The following is a 23,855-nucleotide window of genomic DNA, read 5'->3' as shown; positions in this document are numbered from 1 at the left end:
CTAACAACGGCTATGGTTCATCGCCCTCCAGGGTCTGGGATTATTTGCTATTTTAGGGAATAACAAAAACAAAACTGAAGGCTGGCGCCTCCAGGCGCCAAACCATAGCCGGAACCGTTAGGCATAATTAATTTAGAATCATGAAGAAGACTAATAAATCCATATCGTGGAAAGTTTCCATATTCCTTTCAATCGCAATTTTGTTTTGGAGTTGTAAGTCTAAGGAGATATTAATAGAAGACTATACCCCTGAGGTCGTAAACAGCTGGAATGAATTGATAATGGATCTGGCCGTTGAAAAAGATGGATTATTAACTCTCAATGGAGTTCGGACGGAAGCTTTGGCCCATACAGCGATGCATAATGCGCTCAATGCAATTGTCCCGGTATATACTTCGTATGGGTATGACGGAATCCAGCCTAAGGCAGATCCCATTGCAGCCGCTTCTCAAGCTGCCTTTGAGGTCACAAAATCTAGTTTCCCTGAAAAAGAAACAGAACTTAAGGTATTACTTGACGGCGCACTTTCTAAGATACCCAATGGAGAATCAAAAGACTTGGGTATCCTATTAGGTAAAGAAACAGCTGCTCAACTATTGGAGGCTCGAAATAAAGATAATTGGGACGGGGAAGCTGATTATACGTGGCATCCTATGGCTCCAGGTGTCTATGCAGAATTCAACGAACATTCGGGAACACCGGAAGGGTTTATTTTTGGAGCAGGCTGGGCTGCTGCAACTCCATTTTTACTTCCTAGTCAAGATCATTTTCGATCACCGCCACCTCCGGACATTAATAGCGATGACTATACTCAAGCATTTAATGAGGTAAAAGAATACGGCAGCACCGATAGTGAAGTAAGGACAGATGATCAGGCTCACCTGGCAATGTGGTGGAAAGATTTTGTGGAGAAGTCGCATAATCGTCTTGCAAGAGATCTCATTGTCAAGGAAGGTCTGAACTTGTGGGAAGCGGCAAGAACTATGGCACTCTTAAATATGACAGTTTACGATGCGTATGTGAATGTTTTTGACAATAAGTTTCATTACAATCACTGGCGTCCGTACACAGCGATCAGGTGGGCCGAAAATGACGAAAATCCGGATACAGAAGCAGATGAAGAATGGAATAATTTGCACAAACACACCTATGCGTTCCCTTCTTATCCTTCTGCACATGGTACTGCCAGTTCAGCAGCCATGAGAGTTCTGGCTAACGTGCTTGGTACAGGTGATGATTATGCATTTGTTATGACCACAGAAGAAGTGGAAAGCGCAGGACCTTTTTCCGAAAAGGTTAAAATGGAACCTCCCACCCGATCTTTTAATTCATTTTCCGAAGCCGGTTTAGAAGCGAGTATGTCCAGAGTGTATTTGGGCATACATTTCAGGTATGATTCAGTGGAAGGACATCGCCTGGGTAATGCTATTGGCGATTATGCCAATGAGAATTATCTAACTAAACTTAAAACTAACACAGAATAACTATGCCTAACAACGTATATAAGCCATTAAAACGGCTCATATATTGGAGCGTTGTGTAACATTATTCATGCTTAGCAGGTCGGACATAGTTACTTCTTTGATTTCTGATTATGAAGATGGTAAGATCTCTCTTGAGAAGGCCTTATCATCAATAAACGAAAACACCAATCAACCTATTGACCAAAATGATCTCAATAACTACTGGAGGTCAGAAAGTCTTGAAGATTTTGTAGCAAAATTGACTTATGAAAGCATAACTGATTGGCAGAATATTGATGACCAAAAAGCACTTGAATTAATAGAAGAAACTAAACTTCACTGGGACAATATTTCCGTTCGTGAAAGAAATTGTGAGGCACTTGAAAAACGTTACGCTAAAACTTCGGGATATCTTATTTCCATCATTGTCCAGACTAAAGAGGATATCTTAAGCAACTTAAAAAAAGACAGTGCTATCTATTTGTGAAGAACGTTACACAACAACGGCTATAGCCCATCGCCGGCCAAGGCTTGGGAAATTTTCCTACATTAGGGTTTATTAATCAAAACCAGGTTGGTCTGTCCATCGAGGCGCCCCGCCAAAGGCGGGCACGCGCGCCATAGCCGGAACCGTTGTACACCATTTGAGAAAAGCAGTTTACATATCATTGTTTATCGGACTTTTAATCAGCTGTGGAAACGAAAAATCTACTGCTGAAATTGACAAATTTGTTACTGAAATCGACAACCGAAATGACTTAACAGAATCTGTAACGGAATTTAATACTGAGGATTTAGACGGCGAAGTTGTGGGTGGAATATCCATCTATGAACTGACTGACGAAAACGGTGAAATTTATAGAATAGTAGCAGAAGTTGGACAGCCAAATCACTCGCCAGCGAATTATGAATTTTACTTCAAAAGAGATAGTCTAACTTTTGCCAAAATTATGGAGTTTAACGAAACAGGAACTGACACGATTGTAAATAGTGAATACTATTACGACGGAATTGATTTAATAAAACAAATTGACCGAAAGAAAGAAAAAATGGATGCGGAAACTGTGAGACAAGTGTCTGAATTTTATCTTGTTTATGGGAAAAAAACAACTAAATAAAAACGGTGTACAACAATGGCTATAAGTAATTGCTTGTTCTCGCCTACTTTTGAAAATCCTCGCAGATTTTCAGTTTGGTGTGTACTTGCAAAGTTAAGTGCTAAACCACGCAACTACTCATAGCCGGAACCGTTATGTGTAATTAAATGGAGAAATGTACTAATTGCCATAAAAAGTTTTCAATAGGCCAAGTTGTCAAGTCCTCTTTTCTAGCGTATCGCAATATAAAATGTTCAAATTGTGGTACTCATTACGAACATGCCATTTCCAATAAGTTTTTAATTGGATTTATAGGGGTTGTTTCGCTAGTTGTTGTTTTTACAATAGACGCCTATTACAATTGGGGGTCGGGTAAATTTCTTCTTGTAGCAATAATGGTCTTTGCCCTAACCGCCATGGTCAGCGGATTTTTGCGCTTCAAAAAGGTGGAATAACTACACATAACAACGGCTATAACCAATCGCTCTCCAAGGTCTGCGCTTATTTCCTATCTTAGGTAAAACAAAACAAGTTCGCTAGGGCCTGCGCTCTCAAGCGCCGTTTCACAGCCCAGGGCGTTAGGCTACATACGAAGAGAGTCTATTTTTTGGGAATCTGTTGCTTTCTTTTGACCACAAAGTCTGTTTGCCAAATGGCATCAAACACCTATGAATATGAAATGGATCGGCTACTGTCAGTAGGGAGTCCAGATTATTACACTGCGCTAAATGAGGCTATTTCAGAATTTGAGGATGCATTGATTGCGAGTAATATCATACCGGATAATTCCTTTAAAAGCTATGAACAGCTTTTACATAAAATTGAAAAGGGCTATGAGTTTAATTTGGATACTAAGTTTGATCCAAATAGTTCCCTTGAAAAAATGGGGTTCGTATTAGAATCAGTAATGCTATCCTCTGAGGGGTATCATGATTGCAACAAAATATGCGAAGAATGATACCTCAAAGAATTTTAGATTCAATCAAAAAGCCTCAGAGCTTATTTTTGACGGCCAAGAGCTTAGCCGGTCAAGAGTTGCTGGATTATTTCTGGAGATTTATGATCCCATTGACATTGAATTCCCTTTGGTTAAATTAAAGATTTGCAAATTCCTGGATCCGAATACGGACAGCATCATCTTCACCTATTTGTGTAAACCAACAAGAAACTGATTACGTTGCCTAAAAACGTTTATAGCCCGCCTGCCTATCCTCCGTACGAGACTTCGGAAGGCTGGCATGCAATGCCGGAACCGCTAAGCAACATTTTCCGGAATTCTTCCTTAAATTATAATTTTTACTTACCTTTGACGTTAGTAACGTAACGCGTAATTATGATCGTTTCTTTTGGCTCGAAACAGACCGAACAGATTTGGAATGGTTTCCGAGTTAAAAAAATGCCCAGGGAGATTCAGAACGCAGGAAGAAGGAAATTGAGGATGTTGAACAATTCACAAGATATTGCGGACCTGAGAATTCCACCTTCAAATCGACTAGAAAAACTGAGTGGTAATCTTAAGGGCTTTTATAGTATCCGTATAAACAATCAATGGCGCATAATCTTCAAATGGCATAAAGGAAACGCAAGCGAAGTGGAAATTGTTGATTATCATTAAAAATAACCGATATGGAAAAGTTAGCAAATGTACATCCTGGCGAAGTTCTACAATTCGAATTTCTGGAGCCTCTGGAAATATCGGCATACCGGCTTTCAAAAGATCTGAAGATTCCCCAAACAAGGATTTCGGAAATAATTAAAGGAAATCGCCGAATCACTGCGGATACAGCACTTCGGTTAAGTAAATATTTCGGGAATTCTGCAAAGTTCTGGCTTGGACTTCAAGATGATTATGACATCGAAGAACAAAGGGAAGAGAAAAAAGATGAATTTGACGAAATTCCAAAGTTTGAGAATAAAAACGTTGCCTAACAACGGCTATACCTCCGCCAGAGGCGGACAGGCTGATCATCGGCCAGCGCCTGGGAAATTATCCCACATTAAAGTTTATTAATCATTCCCGACAAAATTGGCCCTTCCAAAAAATCTTCGATTCACGAAGTTGTTGAGAATAGAACCAAACCGATAATTAAATCCAAACCTGGTATCGATATTATAAGCTGAGGGCAGGGTTACCCTTCCGCTTAAAATATCCTGCTCGGTAAAGTCTCCGGCTGCAAGGTAAATCTGGTCCTTTACGTAATTCGCTTCTGCCCTTATAAAAAAGGATAAATTCCCCGTGACACGGACATCTGCCCTGATATTCAACCCTGTTGACCAGGAGCTGAAATCATCCAGATAATTCCTAAGCCGATAGCCCACCTCCAGGTTTCCCCAACGTTTATTAAATCCAAGGCTGGTCCTTAAACTATGGAGCACCCTGGTTTCTTCAAGAAAACCGCTAATTGTTTCTTCTACATATCGGTTGTTCCTGAGTTCAACCCCGTAGTTCACTCTTAGAAACTTGGAATTCTGCACAGATTCCGGAAAAAAATTGTACTCGACCGCCGGCCTGAAGCTCATCTGAAACTTGTAATTAAGCCGGGTGTTCTGACGGCCTGCAATATCATATCCATAAGACCATCGGGGTGAAATAGACTTCACAAGCTGGTGATTAAATCCAAATTCTGATACATCAAAATTACTCACAACCTCATCGATGATCTGGTTGCCGTCCCCATCGAGGACGGGATCTCCATTGTCATCAACTCTTGGCACTCTTTGAATCGTTCTTCTCAGCCTTTCATCTATTCTCCCCGACAGGGATATTTTCCATTCATCCGTGATACGGTCAATGTTGATGTTTCCGCCTATATTGATTTCACTGCTCAATTCCTCCAATTCAATATTAGTATCACCCCCCACATTAAAAACCCAGTAATTCCAGGGATCAACGCTTTCCTGTATGGAATCTTCCCGAATGACAGCGTCAGTCTTCATATTGATTTCGATCTCCTCGCCCGCTTTGGTTTTTGCAACGTAAGGCGCTAACCCTAATTTGATAAACCGCGTTAGTTTTTCACGCACTTCAAAGTCGGTGTCAGTCTGTTTGTTATCGACATAGAGGGTGTCTCTTCTTCCCGCATGAATGTTTTGTTGACCGATAAAAATCAGTTGATACTGTCTGCCTCCTCCCCCGGATCTGTTTCTGTTTATCAGCAGAAAGACATCCGCCTTTTGATTATCCCTGTAGAAGTCTACGGCCGTAATTTCCGTTCGGATATAATCTAGATCACAGCCTCCATCCCACCGTTCGCAGCCATCGATAAACACCCCGAGTTTATAGGGAATATTGTTATTATCAATCAACGTCTGACTGATTGCAGGAGCGTGGAAGGAAAAAAATGCCAGAATCAATAATAGGGGTATTATTCTCATTTGATCAGAGTTAATTCGGGTTGATAGCACTTTTAAAAGCTATTTTAGTTGCAGGTGGTCAACGCTAAAATTGCGTCTTACCGTTATTGCTTGAAAAGAAGTGAATCTTTTACATGAGAAAGCAAAGAAGATGATCGTCGATTCTCTGCCATCGACAAAAGTAAGCAAAAGCGGTTTTTGTCTGAAATGTAAACAGAAGGGAATCTTAAATAACCCCGATGATTCCAATACCAGGATACTTTTTAAGAATAAATCGAATAAATGATAGTCCAAATTAGAAATGTATACTGTTACTAATAATTGCTTTTTGTCAATCGCCCTCCGGGGTCCGGGATTATTTGCTATTTTAGGGTTTAACACAAACATGACGGAAAGGCTGGCGCCTCCGGGTTTACATGCCTAAGGTATGCAGGGCCGGAACCGTTGGCTGCACACAAGAAAAAAAACTCAATAACTCAAAACAATCAGAGAATTTTGGAAATGGATAATCTACATAAGGCCCAGGAAGATATGAGAAATAGCTACGGGTATGGCTCAATTGGTGCTCTTGTTTCAGGGACCGTTTGGATAACGGCTGGTTTGGTTGTGGATTTCTATTCGCCACAAAAAGGCATTTGGGCCTTGCTCATTGGAGGTGTTTTGATTTTTCCTGTGTCCTCATTAATTGAAAGGCTAATAGGTCTTAAAGGAGCACATGATAAAAATAATCCTTTGGGAAAACTGGGAATGGAAGGAACCATTTGGATGATTATGTGTATTCCTTTAGCCTATGGTTTATCATTGATAAAGAGCGAATGGTTCTTTCAGGGAATGTTGATGATCATTGGGGGACGATATTTGACGTTCGCCAGCATATTCGGAATGCGATTTTATTGGGTTTTTGGAGCTGCTTTAGGATTGTCTGCATATGTTCTGTTTAAACTTCAGGCCAGAGACTTTACATCTGCATTGACAGGCGGACTGATTGAGATAGTATTTGGAATTGTTTTGTACGCTTTATTCAGATCCCACGTAAAAAATAATTCATAAATAAACATTTGAGAATACCTGCAGCCAATACCTTGTAACATCCAAAGCTCTCCAAAGTCTGCGCTAATTTCTATCTTAGTTAGAATAAAACAGGTTCGCAGGGGTAAGAGGAACTAAGTGCCGCTTGCCCTCATGATGCATTGTAGAAGAACCCATCAACCTATGAAGTCTGCCTTATTATTGCTCATCGGATTTCTGATTTGTACAGGCTGTAAGTACGATCAACCCAAAACACCAAAATTCGAGCATGACATTACCCATGGTCCCACCCCATGGACGGGCGACACCTTCGAACCCGGGGAAGACGACTTTACATTTGCCATCATATCCGACCTCAACGGAGGTGAACGCCCCGGTGTCTACAGCACGGCAGTCGAGCAATTGAACAGACTGGATCCAACATTTGTATTAAGTGTAGGTGACCTGATCGATGGAGGGACCGAAGACTCCCTGCAATTAGTACAAGAATGGGATTCTTTTGAACGCAGAACCTCCAGATTGAATATGCCTTTTTTCTATCTGGGAGGCAATCACGACCTGTCGAATACCAGGATGCGCGATTTCTGGAAAAACAGGTTTGGCCCCAGGTATTATCACTTCGTGTATGAGGATGTCCTGTTCCTGATGATGGATTCGGAAGATTATGAAAAAGAAAGAATGATGGAGATCTATTTGGCCCGAGAACGGGCGATAAAGGTCATTAGAGGTGAAATCGAAGGCGTATATGAAGATACCGAATACTATAAAATGCCTGAACGAAGGGTTGGGGCCGTGAGCCACGGACAGCACCAGTATTTTCAATCCGTACTTGAAAGATATCCCGAGGTAAAATGGACCTTTGTTCTGATGCATAAACCGCTCTGGATGAGGGAAGATGCAAAAGGTTTGGGAGAACTGGAGAAATTACTTGCCGATAGGCCCTATACAGTCATAAATGGTCACTTTCATGCCCTGTCACACAGCATTAAAAATGAAAGAGACTACATAATCCTGGGGACCACAGGCGGAAGTCAAAATCCTGCCAACACCATGTCCTTTGATCATATTACCTTGGTGAGGATGTCCATCCCCCCGGTGATCACACATTTAAGGATGGACGGCATATTAAATGAAAAAGGAGAAGAAATGAAACTGATGTCTGAATAGGTATGCCTTTTTAAATTATTGTATTTTACTCCGTGAATCTTGTATATAATCGCGTGTATGTAACGGCTTCCTACGATTCCTCAAATATTCTATTTATTTTAGATCATATGAAGAAAACCCTCCTGCCTCTATGCTTTTTAGCGCTTGTAATCACTTCCTGTCAAAAGGGATCTTCCGACCTGGACAAGATCCTGCTATCCTGCCAGGATGCCACGTATCAGGCAGAGGGCTATGACATCACCTCTATTATCGATTCTTATGAAAAAGAGTTGATCGAGGAAGGTGTTTTGGAAGATGGTTCCGGTGAGAGCTATCTGGATGCCCTCCAAAAAATAAGCACGGAACCCGACTTTCGTATAAGTACTCCTAGTTTTACGGAGTACGATCCCTTCTTTAAAATCGACAATGCAACTAAAATGACGGTCTTTCAATGCGAAGCATTGAAGATAGAAACCCTCAAGGAAAAGGACCCAAAATGGCAACGGTTTTTCAGCAATTCAAAAGCCACGGAAAATAATAAGAGTCCGGAGCAATTGGTTAAGGCGATGCGTGAAACCCTGTCCGACACTGACCTGAACTCCTATTACTTTAAACTAAAGATGTTCCAGGTTTTTGATGGGGTGAACACCCATTTAAGAAATAGGGCCTCCATGACTTCGGCTTCACCCAACTAAGCGGCCTGATGACTGTATAGCGGTTATCCCCCTGTTATTCTCTGAGGTCTTGTTTTAATTGCTATTTTAGGGAATGACAAAATAAAATGAAAGCCTAGCGGTAATCACGGGTAACAACTTTAAAATATTCAGGCCATGAAAGTCACACTCATCAGCATCCCTGTGCGGGACCAGGAAAAAGCCAGGAAATTTTATACAGAGAAACTGGGTTTTAAGATCAAGAAGGACGATGACCTGGGGGGAGGCAACCGCTGGCTGACCCTGGTCTCTGCAGACTGGGAAGACGGGCCCGAAATCCTGCTGGAGCCCGGCCCTGTCCATTTTGAACCCTGCAAGGTTTACCAGGACGCCCTTCTGGAAGCCGGATATCCCTATACCCAGTTCGATGTAGACAATGTCGACGCCGAGTACGAACGACTCACAAAACTCGGGGTAGAATTTAGCGCCAAACCCACCACTTTGGATACCGTAAAATATGCCATATTAAACGACACCTGTGGGAATAATATTCAGCTTGTCGAATACCTGAAATAAATGGGTTATGAAAGTACTCTCTTCACTTTTTGTCCTGCTCCTTTCCTGTAGCCTCACCGCCCAGAATTATTCAGGTAATCAGGAGGACATCGACCAGATCCTGGAAAACATCACAGATTTCTCGACTGCTGTGATGCAGTCCGACTACGAAGCCATCGCCATGGCGTATACAGAGGATGCCAAGATTTTTCCAAATAACAGGGACATACTCCAGGGCCGTGATGCGATCCTGGCCTATTGGACCCTCCCTGACGGAGTTCAGACCCCATACCACAAGATCACCCCTGTAGAGATTGAGATCCTCGGGGATGAGGCTTACGATTTTGGCTACTACGAAGGGAGAACACGAAGGGCAGACGGAAGCGAAGTGGGCTGGAAAGGGAAATACGTGATCGTGTGGAAAAAAATCGAGCAGGAGTGGAAGATCTATCTCGATATCTGGAACAGGATACAGGATTAAAATGAATGCCAAGATGTGGACATGGTCAAGGCAATCCATTAAATTGAATCTTTTGAGGTCTTTCTTCTTCATTATAGTCCAGTTGTATGCGTTCTCGTCATTCTCACAAACAGATGCCGTGCCCGGAGACTATTTTTTGAAAGTCGGCAATGAACAAGAACACCTGATTGAATACACCCTGACACTGAATCCGGATGGTACCTTTTTTTTCCATTCTTTCAGGGATCATAAAAAAGGTATCCCTGAGAAAACTCACACTTACGGAAAAGGGATCTGGCGCATGGATGGGATAGTTGTTTCATTTAGCACAGATCAGAAAGAAGATATAGATGAAAAACACACCTTGGATTTCACGAATTCCAAAGCGCGGTTTATTACCAAATCCCCCCGGGATAAAACGGATCGAACCGTTAAAACCCGACTCCAGTTTTTTAAGTCCGACATTTTTTGGGTGGAAAAACTCGAGATTTTAAAGAGTGAATGATACCTAGGTAGTTGTATTTTAATTATTTAAAAGCGTAAACAAAGAATAGATGGCCCTTTCTGATCTTTATTATCGTATAGCACGTCCTCATTTAGAATGCGAATTCCTGAGCCTGGTGGAAAACCCTGATGAATCAGTTTGCAAATTATACTTCATGATAGCATCTGTTAAACATAAAAAATCCCCGACCTAATAAGTCGGGGATTGTCAACTAACACCAGTTATTCTTATTGAACTCCTGTGGGCGGGATTGGGGGTGGGACCACATTATCCACAGGGGTAACGGTCTTCAGGTAAGCAAAGATAGACTTAATGTCTGCGTCCGTTAAGTTCCTGTAATACTCCCAGGGCATCAGGGGCAACAGTGTACGGCTTCCTTCCAAGCCCTTGAACTTCCCTTTTTTGATGGCGGTCAGGAATTGTTCTTCTGACCAATTGCCTATCCCTGTCGCATCCGGGGTAATGTTGGCGGCAAAAGAAACTCCCCACGGACCTTTTTGGGCAGTACCGTGCATGTTGAACATCAGGACCCCCTCCATTTCTTTATTGAAAGCCTCGGGCACACCCTCATCAGAAGGGTGGCCTGAGAGGTTTCGGGCGGGATCCACCACGAAGCCGTGATCAGACATCATTTTAGGTGAATGGCAATCGGCACAGCCGATAGTATTTACCAAGTACGCACCTCTGGAAACCGAAACTTCATCGGTTTTGACCGTCAGCAAGGCGAGATCCTTGGGAGGTGTTTCCTTCGGGCTATTACAACCCATCCCTGCGAGTATAGCCAGGACAGGCCACATAGATTTTTTTTTCATTTTCTGTTAATAAGGTTAGATTGTTATACTTCTCGGCTTCCATTCCCCGCGGAAGCCCTTGCGGTCGGCCCCGGTCCATGACCCACAGAGCGAAGGCAGAAGATGTATTGACGTTGTCTGGAAAAAGTAACTTGAGTAAAAAGTAATACAAATAACTTCTGAAAGGAACCGGTAGGAAAGGTCTTTGATGTACCCGAATATAAAGACCGAAAATTACGTTCCTACAGGCTAAAAGATATATCCTGTCTTCTTTGGCAGATCAGACAGGCTGAACCGTCCATAAGCGCATTTTCATGCCTTAAAAAAAGTAGTTAAATGTACTCAAAATAAGAAGATTACAAGCTATAGTTTCGGAAATTTTTACGGGCCTGACTAGCTCAATTAAGAAGGGAATTACACTCTTTTTACCCCAGGTTTATATCTAGGTATTTCACCTGTATTCTCTACCCAAGCCCCCATTTATACATCCGAATCTCTCTGTCAACTGGGTTTATTGTTTTCACAGGTCTGCGCTTATTTCCTATCTTAGAGAAAACAAATCTGCCCTGGCCTCGAGGCAGGGCGGCCTTTAACAGGTGAGATGAACGGAACATTGAACGTCTATAAGAGCCTGGTCATCTTTGGGGTGCCGATATCAATCATCGTTCTGCTGGTACTCCTTGCAAAATCCTCCATTTTTGAAGCTCATCCGGCCCCTCTTTCTGCAGGGATCATCATTGATTTACTTTTTACCGTACCCCTTATCTACTTTCTCCTTATCAGAAAAACTAACATTCCCAGGCTCACCGTCCTTCCTTTTTTGATTGCCGGCATCGTGGTTTGTTCCCTCATCATACCTTCCCAGAATCAATATTACCTTGACCTGTTCAAGGCCTGGGTCCTTCCCCTGTTAGAACTGGCTGTGGTGTTTTATGTGATCTACCATCTGAGGAAAGCGATCAGGCGGTACAGGCTTCACAAAAAGGGATCTGTCGACTTTTACACAGCCCTGAAAGCCACCTGTGATGAGATCCTGCCAAGGGGTGTGGTCATGCCCGTGGTGACCGAGATATCCGTCTTTTACTACGGCTTCATTTCCTGGAAAAAAAGACAAATCAACAAAGATGAATACACATACCACAAAGATAGTGGAACGGTGTCCCTGCTGATCGCGATCTTATTGATCGTGGCCATTGAAACAGTCGTATTACACATCCTACTTGCTAAATGGAACCTTGTAGCTGCCTGGATCCTGACTTCTTTGAGCATCTATTCCGGTCTCCAGCTCTTCGGGTTCCTGAAATCCATGTACCAAAGACCCATCGCCATCGAAAAGGATGCACTGTTGCTGCGATACGGCATGATGTGCGAAACATCCATCAAAATGGACCTCATCGAGAGTATAGAACTTTCCTCGGGTGATCAGGAATGGGACCGTGAGACCCGAAAACTTTCCTTCCTGGGATCCCTGGAAAGCCACAATGTCCTGATCCGACTGAAAGAAGAAAATGAGCTGGTGCGACCCTATGGGATTACACGGACCTATAAAAACCTGGCATTTTATGTAGACGATAAAGCAGAGTTTGTAAACCGAGTGATTCGGGCTGTAAACAGATCATCTGAACTGTAATTTAAAGACTATGAAATCCAAAATATCCTATCCTCCAGTGGTTTGCATCCTTCTAATAGCCATCATGGGTTGCAACACAGACAAGTCTAAATACAACCAAATGGTCAAGTTCGGCCAGGAATATACGGAAGCCTGGAACAGTAAAGTCCCTGAGAACATGGCAGCATTTTATGCTGAAGACGGTTCTTTGACCGTGAATAACGGAACACCGGCTATCGGGCGAAAAGAGCTGACAGAAACCGCAAGATCCTACATGGAGGCCTTTCCGGATCTGGAACTCACCATGGACAGTTTAACCCAGGTAGATGGAAAATACCGCTACTACTGGACGTTCAAAGGCACTTACAATGGGCCAGGCGGCAATGGAAATCGGGTTGATTTTAGCGGGTTCGAGGAATGGACGATGAACGAGGAAGGATTAGTGCAGGAATCCATAGGGACCTATGATGCAGAGGAATACCAAAGACAGCTGGAAGGACACTAGAGGAAACCAGTGTCTATAACCCCTTAACCGTAATCATACATCATTTAGCCCGAGGTTCTTTCTTCGAGAAAACGGAATTATCGGCATGGTCTACAACAAATAAGAGTCTCTTTTAATTTAGGTATGGGTTATATCCTTCAGAATTCGAACCTTAAAATACAGATCGACGCCCCCTTCGAGTGTTATCAGGGGTCGCGATTTGACTGGACGGGGAAAATATCGGAGGTGATCTATCATGGAATAACCCTCACCCGGTCAGAGAAACCGGATAGCCGGAATGAGGACCAAATTGGCAAGGGCTTGTACAATGAATTTGGGATAGCTACCGCTTTGGGTTTTGAGGAGGCAGAGAAAGGCGGCTGGTTTCACAAGATCGGGGTAGGCCTGCTCAAAAAAGACGGGGATTCCTACCTCTTTCATAAGCCCTATACCATTGATCCCGCCCATTTCGACTTTCTCCAGGGACCGGACCGGGTCACAGTACTTTGTACCTCCAAAGATGTCAATGGATATGCCTATGTGCTGAGGAAAGATATCGAATTGCAGGAAAGCGGCTTTGCCATCCATTACCACCTGGTCAACACGGGCGAAAAAGAGATCCATACTTCGGAATACGTCCACAACTTCCTCGGGATCGACCGCGATCCCATCGGGCCCCATTATGCAGTCGAGTTCCCCTTCCCACTCAGTCCTGACCTGTTTGAGGAAACGGTGAACCCGGAGGGCAAGGCAGTCCTCGGACAGAATCAGGTAAGTTTCAAAGCTTCACCCAAAGATCAGTTCTTTTTCAGTCCGCTTAACGGAAATACACGGGCAGAAGCTGGCTGGACACTGACCCACCGTTCTCAGGGCATCCGCCTAAGCGAAAGCGGGAGTTTTCAGACAGACAAAGTAAACCTTTGGGGGTGGACCCACGTGATCAGCCCGGAACTCTTCCACACCATATCCCTTATGCCCGGCCAATCCACAACGTGGTCCAGGACATATCAGGTACTCAGCATCTGATGTAGGTCGATGTCCAAAACTCTTAGACCTTTCCACTTATGTTCCTCTGACTGAAAATGATTACCTTCTGCACTGTGTGGCACCCGCCCAACACGGGACCCCATAGTTTCACCAATTAATCAGACCATATGAAAACCCGTATTACAGGCTTACTGATATGCCTTGTCCTGCTTAGCTGTCATAACAATCAACAGGAAAAATCAGGAGAAACGGCCACGACCGAAAAACAAGAGCCGGTCTTCACCCCTTCTGAACTCCCCTATCCCTTTTCCAGTGCGGTGCAGGTAGGGGATATCCTCTATCTCTCCGGCGACGTGGGAGAAGCAGATGACGGGTCGGGCCTGGTCCCCGGTGGCCTAGAAGCAGAGACCCATCAGATGTTTAAGAGGATAAAGGCGACCCTCGCCCAGCATGGCCTTGGTTTGGAGGACGTTTTCAAATGCACAGTCATGCTGGCTGATATTTCTGAATGGTCTGCCTTCAATGAGATCTACGCACAGTATTTCGAAGCCGGCAAATACCCTACCCGCTCTGCTATGGGCGTCAGCGGACTCGCCCTGGGAGCCAGGGTGGAGATGGAGTGCTGGGCATACAATCCCCAGGATCAGGGAGAGGAATAAATGAATTGAATTAGAAAGTCTGTGTAAGCCGAAATTTGAAATATCGGAAGCTGTACCTTAGAATGATCCACTCCTTATTTCGCATGGATACCCTGTTAAGCGTCAACCCAAAGGCGGATTTGCCCTGCCGCGTCTTTTGTTCAGGGAAGTCGGGAGTAACTCAATTTTTAGTAAATTAAACCTTCTAAAACCAACCCTATGACCACTACACAGAACATCGAGATCATCGACAAAGTCTACAATGCATTTTCCACCGGCGACATGCCAACCGTCCTGGGTGCCATGCATCCCAAGATCGAATGGAAAGAAGCCGAAAGCAATTCCCTGGCGGACGGGAACCCCTACATAGGCCCCAACGCAGTCCTGGAAGGGGTGTTTGCCCGTCTGATAGCTAACCATGAGCATTTTAGTGTTCAAGATGTAACACTTCATGGCATGGACGACAACAAGGTCCTGGCCACCTTGCGTTACGACGCCAAGGTGAAGGAAACAGACAAGGCCTATAATGCCCAGGCTGCCCACTTCTGGACCCTGGATGACGATGGCAAAATCATCGCCTTCCAGCAATTCGTGGATACCAAGAAACTGGCAGACGCAGGAGCATAAGATCATCCAAGTCGGATAGCCATGTGATTGCAGAACCCAGGTCTATTTTGTCCCTTTTTCATACTTCATGGAAATGAGAAAGGAGCAACCTATTTACTTAGCCAGCGGACTCTGCCCTGAACTGAATTCCCTATCTTAGAGAAACTGATATCACACCACCCATGAAAAGATTATTCCTGTTAAGCTGCTTTCTTTTAAGCCTGGGATGCCGGGAAGCACCCGTTGAAGAACCGGTAACTGTGGTCGTTGAAGATCCAACACCTCAATACACCCTCACAGCAGATAAAAACCACAACAAGTTCAGCAGTGCCATTCCGCCTCAGTTAACCGTCCCGGATGGCAGCATAGTAGAAGTGTATACGCAAGAGGCCACAGGCGGGCAATTAAATATCAATTCCACCCTGGAGGATTTTCATAAGGTGGATATGGATAAAATTCATACCCTAACAGGACCGATCTATGTGGAAGGGGCCTCCCCCGGAGACGTACTGTCTGTGGAGATCCTGGACCTGGAACCCGGCGACTGGGGGTGGACGGGAATGGGACCCGACTTCGGCTTTCTGGCCGGGGATTCAGAGGCTGAAGGTTTTAAGACATTTCCCCTCGACAAGGAGAATAACATAGTCCGGTTTTCAGAAAATATAGTGATCCCCTTAAAACCTTTTCTGGGGGTCATAGGCGTTGCTCCGACTACTGACGAGATGCTAGTGACCTTTCCGCCCAGAGCTAATGGAGGCAATATGGACGATCCGAATATGACGGTTGGGGTCACGGTGTACCTGCCGGTTTTTGTGGACGGCGCCTTACTCTCTTTGGGGGATTCCCATGCTGTACAGGGCCTGGGGGAAGTGGTAGGCACAGCAGTGGAATGCGATATGAGGGCTGTGGTTCGCCTGCAGGTGATAAAGGATAAGAAGATCGCCGAACCCCAGTATGAGACGGCAGACTATTACGCAACCACCGGATTCGGAACCACCATCGACGAGGCCGCCAAAAAGGCGACCCAATATATGATCGAACATCTGTCCAAGACCTATGGGATGTCTGAAGGAGATGCCTATATGCTGTGCTCCCTGATCGGCGATCTGAAAATAGCCGAAGTGGTAGACATGCCCCATATGCTGGTCACCATGCACATACCCAAAAGTGTTTTTAAAAAATAATTCGAAGCGAACTTTTTAAGTTTTTACGAAACCGATCAAATGTTGACATAAGAAAACACACAACCGGAAATGAATATTTTTCTGTTCGTCTTTATCCTCATACTGGTCATCCTGATGGTCCTCTACCCCGTATCCGGGATCAGAGGAATAAGGGAATTAAGAAGGAAGTATGCTGAAGGGCTTCCCTATTCCAAGATCAGTTTTTACAGGTCGAGCATGTTCGCCTCCTGGTTGGTCGTCTTTTTGATCCTACTGCTGATCCCTTTATCCGGTGTGAGTCTTACCGATCTGGGATTTAGATGGGGCCTTCCTGACAGGTCTTCGCTTTCTGGCTGGATCTTTTATCCGGGCATCGTGCTTTACATCATGCACCTGGGACAGAATCTCTACTACATCAGTATTTTCAGATCCAAATCTGAAAAAAGGAAGAAACTCGCGGGGAGCATTCCCGATGATTTTAATTTCTTCCTGCCCATCACGGCCAGGGAGAAAAAAGTCTGGAATTACCTATCACTTTCTGCCGGCATCACGGAAGAAATCATCTACAGGGGGTATCTGTTTTTTGCGCTGGCTGTGATTTTCCCATCCCTCCACCTGGTATACATCTTACTCCTTTCCACTTTGGTATTTGGTGTAGGTCATTTGTACCTGGGAAAGGAAGTTGTAAAGTCGACCTTCCTCGGCCTGCTTTTCGGGGTATATTATATCGTCTTTGATTCCCTTTATCCGGTAATGTTGATCCATACCGTACAGGACCTGGTGGTTCGGGATATCCTTCAGGAAGAGGAAAATAACGGGGAGCCTATAAGCAGAATGCAGTAATCTATCATTTTGGACATGGAACTCGACCCGCATATTCTATCATTCTTACAACCGGAACTGGTTGCACAGATCCGGGAGCAATCCGAGATAAAAGACATCCCAAAAGGTACTGAGATCCTTCGGGAAGAGCAGTACGTCAAGGTGTTGCCCATTGTGATAGAGGGACTGGTAAAGGTGTATTCGAGGTTTGAAGAGAGGGAGTTATTACTCTACTACATCGAACCGGCCCAAAGCTGTGTGATGACCTTCTATGCCTCCTTGAAAAATACCCCCAGCAAAGTATTTGCTGTCACGGAAGAGGATTCCAGGATCCTGCTTATCCCTGTCCGATACCTGCCGGCCTGGCTGAAGGAATATCCGGAATTCAATACCCTGTTCTACAACCAGTTCAATCTGAGGTATACAGAACTCCTGGATACCATCAGCCATCTCCTGCTAGACAAGATGGACAAAAGGTTGTACGACCACCTGAAACGAAAAATCGACCTGACCCAGGGCGATGCCATCAGGATGAGCCATAATCAGATCGCCAACGAGCTGGGTACCGCCCGGGAGGTCGTGACCAGGGTCCTCAAAAAATTGGAGGTCGATGAAAAGGTGGTACAGGACTCAGACGGGATCCGTATCATCAGGGAGTGGTGACCGCAGTCACTGCACAGGTCGTTTTCATTGCAAATCTTTGTAGGGCAATAGTGCAACAACCACAAAAATTCAATGCGATGAAAAAAAATATGGGATCAACAGACAGGGTCATCAGAATCGTCATAGCCGCCGTAATCGGCGTACTCTACTATACAGGAACTATCTCAGGGACCTTAGGGCTGGTACTTGTCATCCTTGCCGCAGTATTTTTGCTTACAAGCTTTGTCAGTTTCTGCCCGCTCTATGCCCCGTTTGGTATTAGCACCTGCCCGGTTAAAGACAAATAACACAACTTCGGCTCTCTCTACAGGAAGGGTTTGCTACTGAAGCAGCCCATTGCCGGAACGGTAGCGGTTTAAAAGGACCTTCCTTTAAAGCCGCTTCTGTGTTTAAGGTAGAGAAGGCAAAAATTCGTGATTATAAATTGAATACCTTAGTTACAGGATAAGGAATTTATATACCCTGTTTTATCTCCTGTTATGCACTACGCTCGTACCCAGTACAGCTATCTGACCTTGCTGCTGACCCTGGCCGCAGGGACCTTCTTTACCCGGGTGTACCTCTCGGCCCTGGCCGAGCCCCCTTCTTATGACTCGGGCCCTAATTTCCTTATGACCTCGATAATGGTGCTCATCGTGGGCTTCCTCTTCACAATCGCATCCCTCAGGATCACAATTGACGAGCATCATTTACGGATCCGCATGGGCTTGGGATTATTCAGAAAGAAATTTGTCCTCCGGGATATCACTTCGGTTCAGGCTGTACGAAATCCCTGGTATTACGGACAGGGCATCCGCAAATGGTTCTGGCCCGGGATGTGGATATATTCCGTTTCCGGCCTCGATGCGGTGGAGATTGAGCTCAAAAATGGTAAAAAGTACAGGATCGGGACGGATGAGCCTGATGTTGTGAGGCACTGTATTCTGAGATCCTCTCCTTCTGATCCTTCATAAAAAGGCAGGAAATTCAGTAATATCAGAGGCTCACCGCCTTAAATTACCGGAATAATTTCCCTATATTAATGTACGCTCTCCGGCCAGGGGAAGGAATAGTTTTCACATTGCTTCCCTTGGGAATAGCCGGTTTGTGAAAAAGACTTTTCATTTCAAACAAAATCGATTCAATCATGAACAACAGGAATTACGATTCACTCTCACAGGCAGTGAACTCGCTTACCGAAGAGGGGTTCCGCGAAGACTTCAGAGCGGGTGACACCGAGATCATAGGTTCGGTGTCCGGAAAAAATTACCGGCCGGAGGATCTTAGGATCGTGGACTTTTTCCGTTTCGAAGGGATGACCAACCCCCAGGATGCTACTGTTGTATTTGCCATTGAGGCTCAGGATGGAAACAGGGGAACCCTGGTGATGTCCTATAGCGCGAAACACGATCAGAATACAGAGCTCATCAAAAGAATTCCCAAAGAAACTAAATAACACCCGGAACCACCCCCTGTATTGCTTCTCAGGTATACATATGAGACATGAACCAAAAGTTCAAAATGACTAAAAAAAAAGGAAACAGGTCTTTCCCGGTTGGAGCCAACCCCAAAAAAGACTTATAAAAACCCTAGAATGAATAAAAGAAATCTCGGAAAAGGAATGGCCTTGGGGATCGCTATAGGGGCAGCGATCGGAGTGGCCCTGGATAATATAGGAACGTGGATCGCCATCGGCCTTGCCCTGGGTGCAGGGATAGGGAGCAGATGGGATCGGAAGGAGGAGTCGGACAGGGAAAAGCAGGGTAAATCATAAGATCAGAATGGTTATGAAAAAACTAAACAGACTGCAGTTTCATGTAGATATTAAGGCTGACAAGTCCACCATCTGGAATGCACTCTGGGATGCGGACTCCTACCGCGACTGGGCCGGCGTATTTTACGAAGGCTCCTACGCCGTGACAGATGGCTGGAAGGAGGGCAGTACCGTCAATTTCCTCAATCCGGATAAAAATGGCATTTACAGCACGGTTGAAACTCATATTCCAAACAAGCTCATAAAGTTCAGGCATATCGGGAATGTGGTAGGCGGTGAGCAACAGCCCCTTGATGATGACACCAAAAAATGGACAGGTTCTTCGGAACAATACTCCCTGATCGAGGGACAAGGATACAACACCCTCAGAGTGGATATCGACATCATGGATGAGCACCTGGATTATATGAAAGAAACCTTTCCCAGGGCATTACAAAGGATCAAGGACAATTGTGGGTAATTCCCGTTAGCCTATATACTATGCCCCAAATTTCAAGGTAAATTTCTGGGGATTTAACTACCTTTCAGAAGAAGGCAAGCGCATAAAAAGGAACCTCTCGCGGGAAGAATCCCAAGGCAATTTGCCGGTGGAACTTTTTTGAAATCACATCAAATCACTCAGACCCATGGCCAAAAAAGGACCCATGCCCACCTATAAAACGGTTGACGACTACATCGCCCATCAGCCCGAACGCACCCGGAAGGTGCTAATTCAATTGAGGAAACTTATAAAAAAGGCTGCACCAGATGCCACAGAGGTCCTCAATTACAAGGTACCGGCCTTCACCCTGGTCCCAGGCGGTAAGCGGGACCAGCAGATCATGATGGCCGGGTATGCCAAATTTGTCGGCTTTTACCCTTTTCCCACCACCATGGCTGCGTTTTCCGATGAACTCCAGGATTACAAACAAGGCAAAGGCTCGGTACAGTTTCCCCTGGACAAACCCCTTCCGGAAGACCTCATCATCCGAATGGTAAGATATAGGCAGACAGAGGTTCAGAATAATCAGGACAGAACTAAATAAAGTATCAAACATATGTCCAAAGAGACGGCCAAAGTAACTTTACACATGGTTTGCAGCATTGATGGTTTTATTGCCAAAAAGGACATGGACGTATCCTGGATGGATCCAAAAACCCACTACCCGGACGGAATCGAGTTGTCTGAGGAATATATTGCCGACTTCCTCCAAACCGTTGACTGTTACATTATGGGATCCAGAACTTACGAACACACTCTAGAGGTAGGATGGCCATATGGAGATAAGCCGGTATACGTTTTTACAAAAAGAAAGCTTCATAGCCAGAAGGAGTCTGTAGAATTTCTCAACGGGTCATTGGAAGAATTAACAAATTCCATTAAAAGAACACACAACAACATATGGATGGTAGGTGGGTCTGCCCTGACCAGGGAGTTGTTGAGACTGAATCTGGTAGACAATATTGTGATCACTATTGCTCCGGTAATTCTTGGAGAGGGTATCCCTTTCTTTGATAACATTGGTCGTGAAATATCTATGGAACTTATGGACCATATGGTCTTTAAGAATGGTATGGTGGAGCTAAATTACCGGGTAAACCACTAAAGATTTTAAAAAACCGGTACAGAAAGTGAATAGACATACCGCGGCAAAAAAGGATTATTAAACCTTAATGTTATGAAGAACAATCAGATCGATTACATCGAATTTCAGGCGGCCGACCTTGAAGGTATTAAAGCCTTTTACAGCAAGCTCTTTGGGTGGACGTTTACCGATTACGGCCCTGACTATGTTTCCTTCTCTGAAAGCGGGGTGGACGGAGGATTTCGCAGGAGTGAGGATCCGGTGGTCAACGGGGTGCTGGTGGTCCTTTACCACGCAGATCTCGAAACGCTGAAGAAGGAGATCATCGCAGCCGGAGGTACCCTCGAAAAGGACATATTTTCTTTCCCTGGCGGAAGGAGATTCCACTTCCTGGACCCGGCGGGGAATGAGCTAGCGGTTTGGTCGGACCAGTGATTTCTTCACTCATTCACTTAGTCTATTCAAATAAAATATTCTTTAGATGAAATCATTTACAATAATCGCAGCAGCTCTCCTGCTCTGTCTGTCCTGCCATCAGGAAAAACCTGAGGTGCATGCCTCGCAGCCCGAAAAGATGATGGTCAGGATCGCAGAGATCGAGGTGGCACCGGAATACCTCGAAGAATATCTGGCCATCCTGAAAGAAGAATCGAAGGCCTCTGTGGAGCTGGAGCCCGGTGTCATCGTTATCTTCCCTATGTTCCAAAAAGAAGATCCTACCCAGATCCGTCTGTTGGAGATCTATGCAGACCGGGAAGCATATGAAACCCATCTGCAAACCCCTCATTTTAAACACTACAAATCCACAACCCTGCCTATGGTGAGATCACTAAAGCTCGTGGATATGACTTCCATTGACCCTAATACCATGCCCGAAATCTTTACAAAATTGAGGTGATCAGAGTTAACGGGCTAATTTCCGGATCCTGATGTGTTTTGACTCTTGCATTTTTCGCTTTATTTTAAACGGAAAAATCAAGTCTTCCGAACATGAAAGAAAAACTCCGCCTCCTGATCGATGACAACTCTACCCGTCAGGGTAAGATCTTTGACTACAGCATACAATTTTTAATCATCGCCTCCCTGATCGCTTTTGCCGTGGAGACCTTGCCCGGTAACGACCCGGCTGTGATTGAAATGCTCTACTCCTTTGAGGTATTCTGCGTGATCATCTTTACGGCCGAGTACCTCCTCCGTATCATTATCGCCAAAAATCCGTGGAAATACATTTTCAGTTTTTACGGCTTTATTGATCTGTTTGCCATCCTTCCCTTCTATCTGACGAAAGCCTTCGACCTCAGGGCGCTGAGAGCTTTCCGTATCTTCAGGATCTTCAGGGCCCTGAAGCTCATCCGGTACAACAGGGCTATGCAGCGTATCCATATCGCGGCCCAGCTCGTCAAGGAGGAGATCATGCTGTTTTTGATCATCACAGGGATCTTTACCTACCTTACCTCCTGCGGGATCTATTTCTTCGAATATGAAGCCCAGCCGGAAGTATTCTCCTCCATCTTCCACAGCCTCTGGTGGGCTATTGTGACCCTGACCACAGTGGGATACGGCGATGTCTATCCCATTACCCTGGGCGGCAAGATCTTTACCTTTTTCGTGTTGATCATAGGGGTGGGCGTCGTTACGGTCCCGGCCGGACTGGTTTCTTCTGCTGTCTCCAAAGCACGGCAGATACAGGAAGACCAGGTAAGTGCTGACCTGGCCTCCCATCAATAAAAGAGATTTTTACTTTCATGATACCGAAAAACATAATATAAATAGCTATTATATTTTACTTTATGTATAATATTTTTTACTTTGTGTAATATTTATTATACATTTGATGTGATTTAAATAGTTTTATCATGAAAAATTATCTCTTTCCCAACCGGTATAAGGCCCTTACAGGATGGATCTTTTACCTCGCCCTGATCGCAGGTTCTTATCTCTGGTTCACAGACCAGTTTGACGATCTGCTGGTGGTTCCCGTACCCGACCTTTTTAGTACGGATAATTTTCTGAATCAGGATGGCATATGGATCGAAAACGGAATTTTGGACGAATTGCTGACCATCGTCATCATTGTCTCCGGGATCATCCACAGTTTCAGCCGTGAGAAGATAGAGGATGAACTTATCGCCAAACTCCGCCTCGATTCCCTGCTCTGGTCGCTCTACGTCAACTACGCGATCATGATCCTGGCGACCTTGCTGATCTTTGGCCTGGCGTACTTCCACGTCCTTGTCTTTAACCTGTTCACGATTATCCTTTTCTTTAACCTGAGGTTGCGCTTTGCCCTCAGAAAACACTATGCTTCCTGACCATGAAAAACACCATCAAAATACACAGGGTCACCCATGACATGACGCAGGAGGATCTCGCTAACAGACTCCAGGTATCACGACAGACCATTAACGCCATTGAGAACAACAAGTATTTCCCGTCCCTGGAACTGGGCTTAAAATTGGGTAAGATTTTTAATTGCAGTGTGGAGGAGCTCTTCAGCCTGGAGGATTGAGGA

At 44.7% G+C, this 23,855-nt stretch carries 35 protein-coding genes; 33 read left to right on the top strand and 2 right to left on the bottom strand.

Annotated elements, in window-relative coordinates; all coding sequences use genetic code 11:
- The first annotated feature begins 140 nt into the window (after positions 1 to 140).
- From IEV19_RS10320 to IEV19_RS10290, 7 genes are all read left to right on the top strand, one after another.
- A complete protein-coding gene (locus IEV19_RS10320) occupies positions 141 to 1,484 on the top strand; it encodes a vanadium-dependent haloperoxidase (protein ID WP_229732540.1) in 1,344 nt (447 codons plus the stop codon).
- A gap of 67 nt (positions 1,485 to 1,551) precedes the next feature.
- Entirely contained in the window at positions 1,552 to 1,950 is a 399-nt protein-coding gene (locus IEV19_RS10315; RefSeq protein ID WP_188370567.1) for a hypothetical protein, read from the top strand.
- Positions 1,951 to 2,107: 157 nt separating this feature from the next.
- Entirely contained in the window at positions 2,108 to 2,581 is a 474-nt protein-coding gene (locus IEV19_RS10310; RefSeq protein ID WP_188370566.1) for a hypothetical protein, read from the top strand.
- Positions 2,582 to 2,727: 146 nt separating this feature from the next.
- Positions 2,728 to 3,015: a TIGR04104 family putative zinc finger protein gene (locus tag IEV19_RS13915; RefSeq protein ID WP_188370565.1), complete on the top strand. Its 288-nt coding sequence runs from the start codon at positions 2,728 to 2,730 to the stop codon at positions 3,013 to 3,015.
- Between the two features lie 197 nt (positions 3,016 to 3,212).
- A complete protein-coding gene (locus tag IEV19_RS10300; protein WP_188370564.1) occupies positions 3,213 to 3,518 on the top strand; it encodes a hypothetical protein in 306 nt (101 codons plus the stop codon).
- Positions 3,519 to 3,893: 375 nt separating this feature from the next.
- Positions 3,894 to 4,175 carry a type II toxin-antitoxin system RelE/ParE family toxin gene (locus IEV19_RS10295; protein ID WP_188370563.1) on the top strand — a complete coding sequence of 94 codons (282 nt, stop codon included), beginning with the start codon at positions 3,894 to 3,896 and terminating at the stop codon, positions 4,173 to 4,175.
- A gap of 11 nt (positions 4,176 to 4,186) precedes the next feature.
- Positions 4,187 to 4,489 (top strand): HigA family addiction module antitoxin, encoded by a 303-nt coding sequence (locus tag IEV19_RS10290; protein ID WP_188370562.1) that lies wholly within the window; start codon positions 4,187 to 4,189, stop codon positions 4,487 to 4,489.
- Between the two features lie 78 nt (positions 4,490 to 4,567).
- Here the strand turns inward: IEV19_RS10290 and IEV19_RS10285 are convergent, their stop codons facing one another.
- The gene (locus IEV19_RS10285) at positions 4,568 to 5,935 is read right to left on the bottom strand and encodes a hypothetical protein (protein ID WP_188370561.1); all 1,368 of its coding nucleotides are present in this window, start codon (positions 5,933 to 5,935) and stop codon (positions 4,568 to 4,570) included.
- Between the two features lie 423 nt (positions 5,936 to 6,358).
- On the opposite strand from IEV19_RS10285, the gene IEV19_RS10280 reads away from it, so the two are divergent.
- The 6 genes from IEV19_RS10280 to IEV19_RS10255 all read left to right on the top strand — a co-directional run bounded on the left by IEV19_RS10280 (position 6,359) and on the right by IEV19_RS10255 (position 10,262).
- Complete coding sequence (locus tag IEV19_RS10280; RefSeq protein ID WP_229732539.1) at positions 6,359 to 6,964, top strand: DUF7010 family protein; 606 nt, start codon at positions 6,359 to 6,361, stop codon at positions 6,962 to 6,964.
- 162 nt (positions 6,965 to 7,126) lie between these two features.
- Positions 7,127 to 8,110, top strand: coding sequence for a metallophosphoesterase family protein (locus IEV19_RS10275; RefSeq protein ID WP_188370560.1), 984 nt, complete (start codon positions 7,127 to 7,129; stop codon positions 8,108 to 8,110).
- 107 nt (positions 8,111 to 8,217) lie between these two features.
- Complete coding sequence (locus IEV19_RS10270; protein ID WP_188370559.1) at positions 8,218 to 8,784, top strand: hypothetical protein; 567 nt, start codon at positions 8,218 to 8,220, stop codon at positions 8,782 to 8,784.
- A 135-nt stretch (positions 8,785 to 8,919) separates the two neighbouring features.
- Positions 8,920 to 9,318 carry a VOC family protein gene (locus tag IEV19_RS10265; protein WP_188370558.1) on the top strand — a complete coding sequence of 133 codons (399 nt, stop codon included), beginning with the start codon at positions 8,920 to 8,922 and terminating at the stop codon, positions 9,316 to 9,318.
- 7 nt (positions 9,319 to 9,325) lie between these two features.
- Positions 9,326 to 9,778, top strand: coding sequence for a YybH family protein (locus IEV19_RS10260; protein ID WP_188370557.1), 453 nt, complete (start codon positions 9,326 to 9,328; stop codon positions 9,776 to 9,778).
- Between the two features lie 13 nt (positions 9,779 to 9,791).
- Positions 9,792 to 10,262: a hypothetical protein gene (locus IEV19_RS10255; protein WP_194419546.1), complete on the top strand. Its 471-nt coding sequence runs from the start codon at positions 9,792 to 9,794 to the stop codon at positions 10,260 to 10,262.
- 227 nt (positions 10,263 to 10,489) lie between these two features.
- On the opposite strand, the gene IEV19_RS10250 is transcribed toward IEV19_RS10255, so the two are convergent.
- On the bottom strand, positions 10,490 to 11,074 hold the full coding sequence (locus IEV19_RS10250) for a c-type cytochrome (RefSeq protein WP_188370555.1): 585 nt from the start codon (positions 11,072 to 11,074) through the stop codon (positions 10,490 to 10,492).
- Positions 11,075 to 11,654: 580 nt separating this feature from the next.
- On the opposite strand from IEV19_RS10250, the gene IEV19_RS10245 reads away from it, so the two are divergent.
- The 20 genes from IEV19_RS10245 to IEV19_RS10150 all read left to right on the top strand — a co-directional run bounded on the left by IEV19_RS10245 (position 11,655) and on the right by IEV19_RS10150 (position 23,852).
- The gene (locus IEV19_RS10245; protein ID WP_188370554.1) at positions 11,655 to 12,683 is read left to right on the top strand and encodes a hypothetical protein; all 1,029 of its coding nucleotides are present in this window, start codon (positions 11,655 to 11,657) and stop codon (positions 12,681 to 12,683) included.
- Positions 12,684 to 12,693: 10 nt separating this feature from the next.
- Positions 12,694 to 13,167: an ester cyclase gene (locus IEV19_RS10240; protein WP_229732538.1), complete on the top strand. Its 474-nt coding sequence runs from the start codon at positions 12,694 to 12,696 to the stop codon at positions 13,165 to 13,167.
- A gap of 123 nt (positions 13,168 to 13,290) precedes the next feature.
- On the top strand, positions 13,291 to 14,172 hold the full coding sequence (locus IEV19_RS10235; protein ID WP_188370553.1) for a hypothetical protein: 882 nt from the start codon (positions 13,291 to 13,293) through the stop codon (positions 14,170 to 14,172).
- Between the two features lie 128 nt (positions 14,173 to 14,300).
- Complete coding sequence (locus IEV19_RS10230) at positions 14,301 to 14,792, top strand: RidA family protein (protein ID WP_188370552.1); 492 nt, start codon at positions 14,301 to 14,303, stop codon at positions 14,790 to 14,792.
- Between the two features lie 198 nt (positions 14,793 to 14,990).
- A complete protein-coding gene (locus IEV19_RS10225; RefSeq protein ID WP_188370551.1) occupies positions 14,991 to 15,398 on the top strand; it encodes a nuclear transport factor 2 family protein in 408 nt (135 codons plus the stop codon).
- A gap of 161 nt (positions 15,399 to 15,559) precedes the next feature.
- Positions 15,560 to 16,561 (top strand): acetamidase/formamidase family protein, encoded by a 1,002-nt coding sequence (locus tag IEV19_RS10220; RefSeq protein ID WP_188370550.1) that lies wholly within the window; start codon positions 15,560 to 15,562, stop codon positions 16,559 to 16,561.
- 69 nt (positions 16,562 to 16,630) lie between these two features.
- Positions 16,631 to 17,383, top strand: coding sequence for a CPBP family intramembrane glutamic endopeptidase (locus IEV19_RS10215; protein WP_188370549.1), 753 nt, complete (start codon positions 16,631 to 16,633; stop codon positions 17,381 to 17,383).
- A gap of 15 nt (positions 17,384 to 17,398) precedes the next feature.
- A complete protein-coding gene (locus IEV19_RS10210) occupies positions 17,399 to 18,025 on the top strand; it encodes a Crp/Fnr family transcriptional regulator (protein WP_188370548.1) in 627 nt (208 codons plus the stop codon).
- A gap of 77 nt (positions 18,026 to 18,102) precedes the next feature.
- Positions 18,103 to 18,312, top strand: a complete 210-nt coding sequence (locus IEV19_RS10205) for a YgaP family membrane protein (RefSeq protein ID WP_188370547.1) — start codon at positions 18,103 to 18,105, stop codon at positions 18,310 to 18,312.
- A 192-nt stretch (positions 18,313 to 18,504) separates the two neighbouring features.
- Entirely contained in the window at positions 18,505 to 18,978 is a 474-nt protein-coding gene (locus IEV19_RS10200; RefSeq protein ID WP_188370546.1) for a PH domain-containing protein, read from the top strand.
- A 173-nt stretch (positions 18,979 to 19,151) separates the two neighbouring features.
- Positions 19,152 to 19,460: a phosphoribosylpyrophosphate synthetase gene (locus tag IEV19_RS10195; RefSeq protein ID WP_188370545.1), complete on the top strand. Its 309-nt coding sequence runs from the start codon at positions 19,152 to 19,154 to the stop codon at positions 19,458 to 19,460.
- A gap of 138 nt (positions 19,461 to 19,598) precedes the next feature.
- Positions 19,599 to 19,778: a glycine zipper domain-containing protein gene (locus IEV19_RS10190; RefSeq protein WP_188370544.1), complete on the top strand. Its 180-nt coding sequence runs from the start codon at positions 19,599 to 19,601 to the stop codon at positions 19,776 to 19,778.
- Positions 19,779 to 19,791: 13 nt separating this feature from the next.
- Positions 19,792 to 20,238: an SRPBCC family protein gene (locus tag IEV19_RS10185; protein ID WP_188370543.1), complete on the top strand. Its 447-nt coding sequence runs from the start codon at positions 19,792 to 19,794 to the stop codon at positions 20,236 to 20,238.
- A gap of 166 nt (positions 20,239 to 20,404) precedes the next feature.
- Positions 20,405 to 20,803, top strand: a complete 399-nt coding sequence (locus IEV19_RS10180) for an iron chaperone (RefSeq protein WP_188370542.1) — start codon at positions 20,405 to 20,407, stop codon at positions 20,801 to 20,803.
- Positions 20,804 to 20,815: 12 nt separating this feature from the next.
- A complete protein-coding gene (locus tag IEV19_RS10175; protein ID WP_188370541.1) occupies positions 20,816 to 21,364 on the top strand; it encodes a dihydrofolate reductase family protein in 549 nt (182 codons plus the stop codon).
- Positions 21,365 to 21,436: 72 nt separating this feature from the next.
- Positions 21,437 to 21,778, top strand: a complete 342-nt coding sequence (locus IEV19_RS10170) for a VOC family protein (RefSeq protein WP_188370540.1) — start codon at positions 21,437 to 21,439, stop codon at positions 21,776 to 21,778.
- Between the two features lie 46 nt (positions 21,779 to 21,824).
- Positions 21,825 to 22,241, top strand: coding sequence for a putative quinol monooxygenase (locus IEV19_RS10165; RefSeq protein WP_188370539.1), 417 nt, complete (start codon positions 21,825 to 21,827; stop codon positions 22,239 to 22,241).
- A gap of 92 nt (positions 22,242 to 22,333) precedes the next feature.
- A complete protein-coding gene (locus tag IEV19_RS10160) occupies positions 22,334 to 23,071 on the top strand; it encodes an ion transporter (protein ID WP_188370538.1) in 738 nt (245 codons plus the stop codon).
- A 128-nt stretch (positions 23,072 to 23,199) separates the two neighbouring features.
- The gene (locus IEV19_RS10155; RefSeq protein ID WP_188370537.1) at positions 23,200 to 23,655 is read left to right on the top strand and encodes a hypothetical protein; all 456 of its coding nucleotides are present in this window, start codon (positions 23,200 to 23,202) and stop codon (positions 23,653 to 23,655) included.
- Between the two features lie 2 nt (positions 23,656 to 23,657).
- Positions 23,658 to 23,852 (top strand): helix-turn-helix transcriptional regulator, encoded by a 195-nt coding sequence (locus IEV19_RS10150; protein WP_188370536.1) that lies wholly within the window; start codon positions 23,658 to 23,660, stop codon positions 23,850 to 23,852.
- Positions 23,853 to 23,855: the final 3 nt, after the last annotated feature.

The sequence above is a fragment of the Muriicola marianensis genome (assembly GCF_014638095.1).
Classification (GTDB): Bacteria; Bacteroidota; Bacteroidia; order Flavobacteriales; family Flavobacteriaceae; genus Muriicola; species Muriicola marianensis.
Note: the sequence above shows the minus strand (reverse complement) of the source record. Positions and strands in the feature narration are given on the sequence as shown.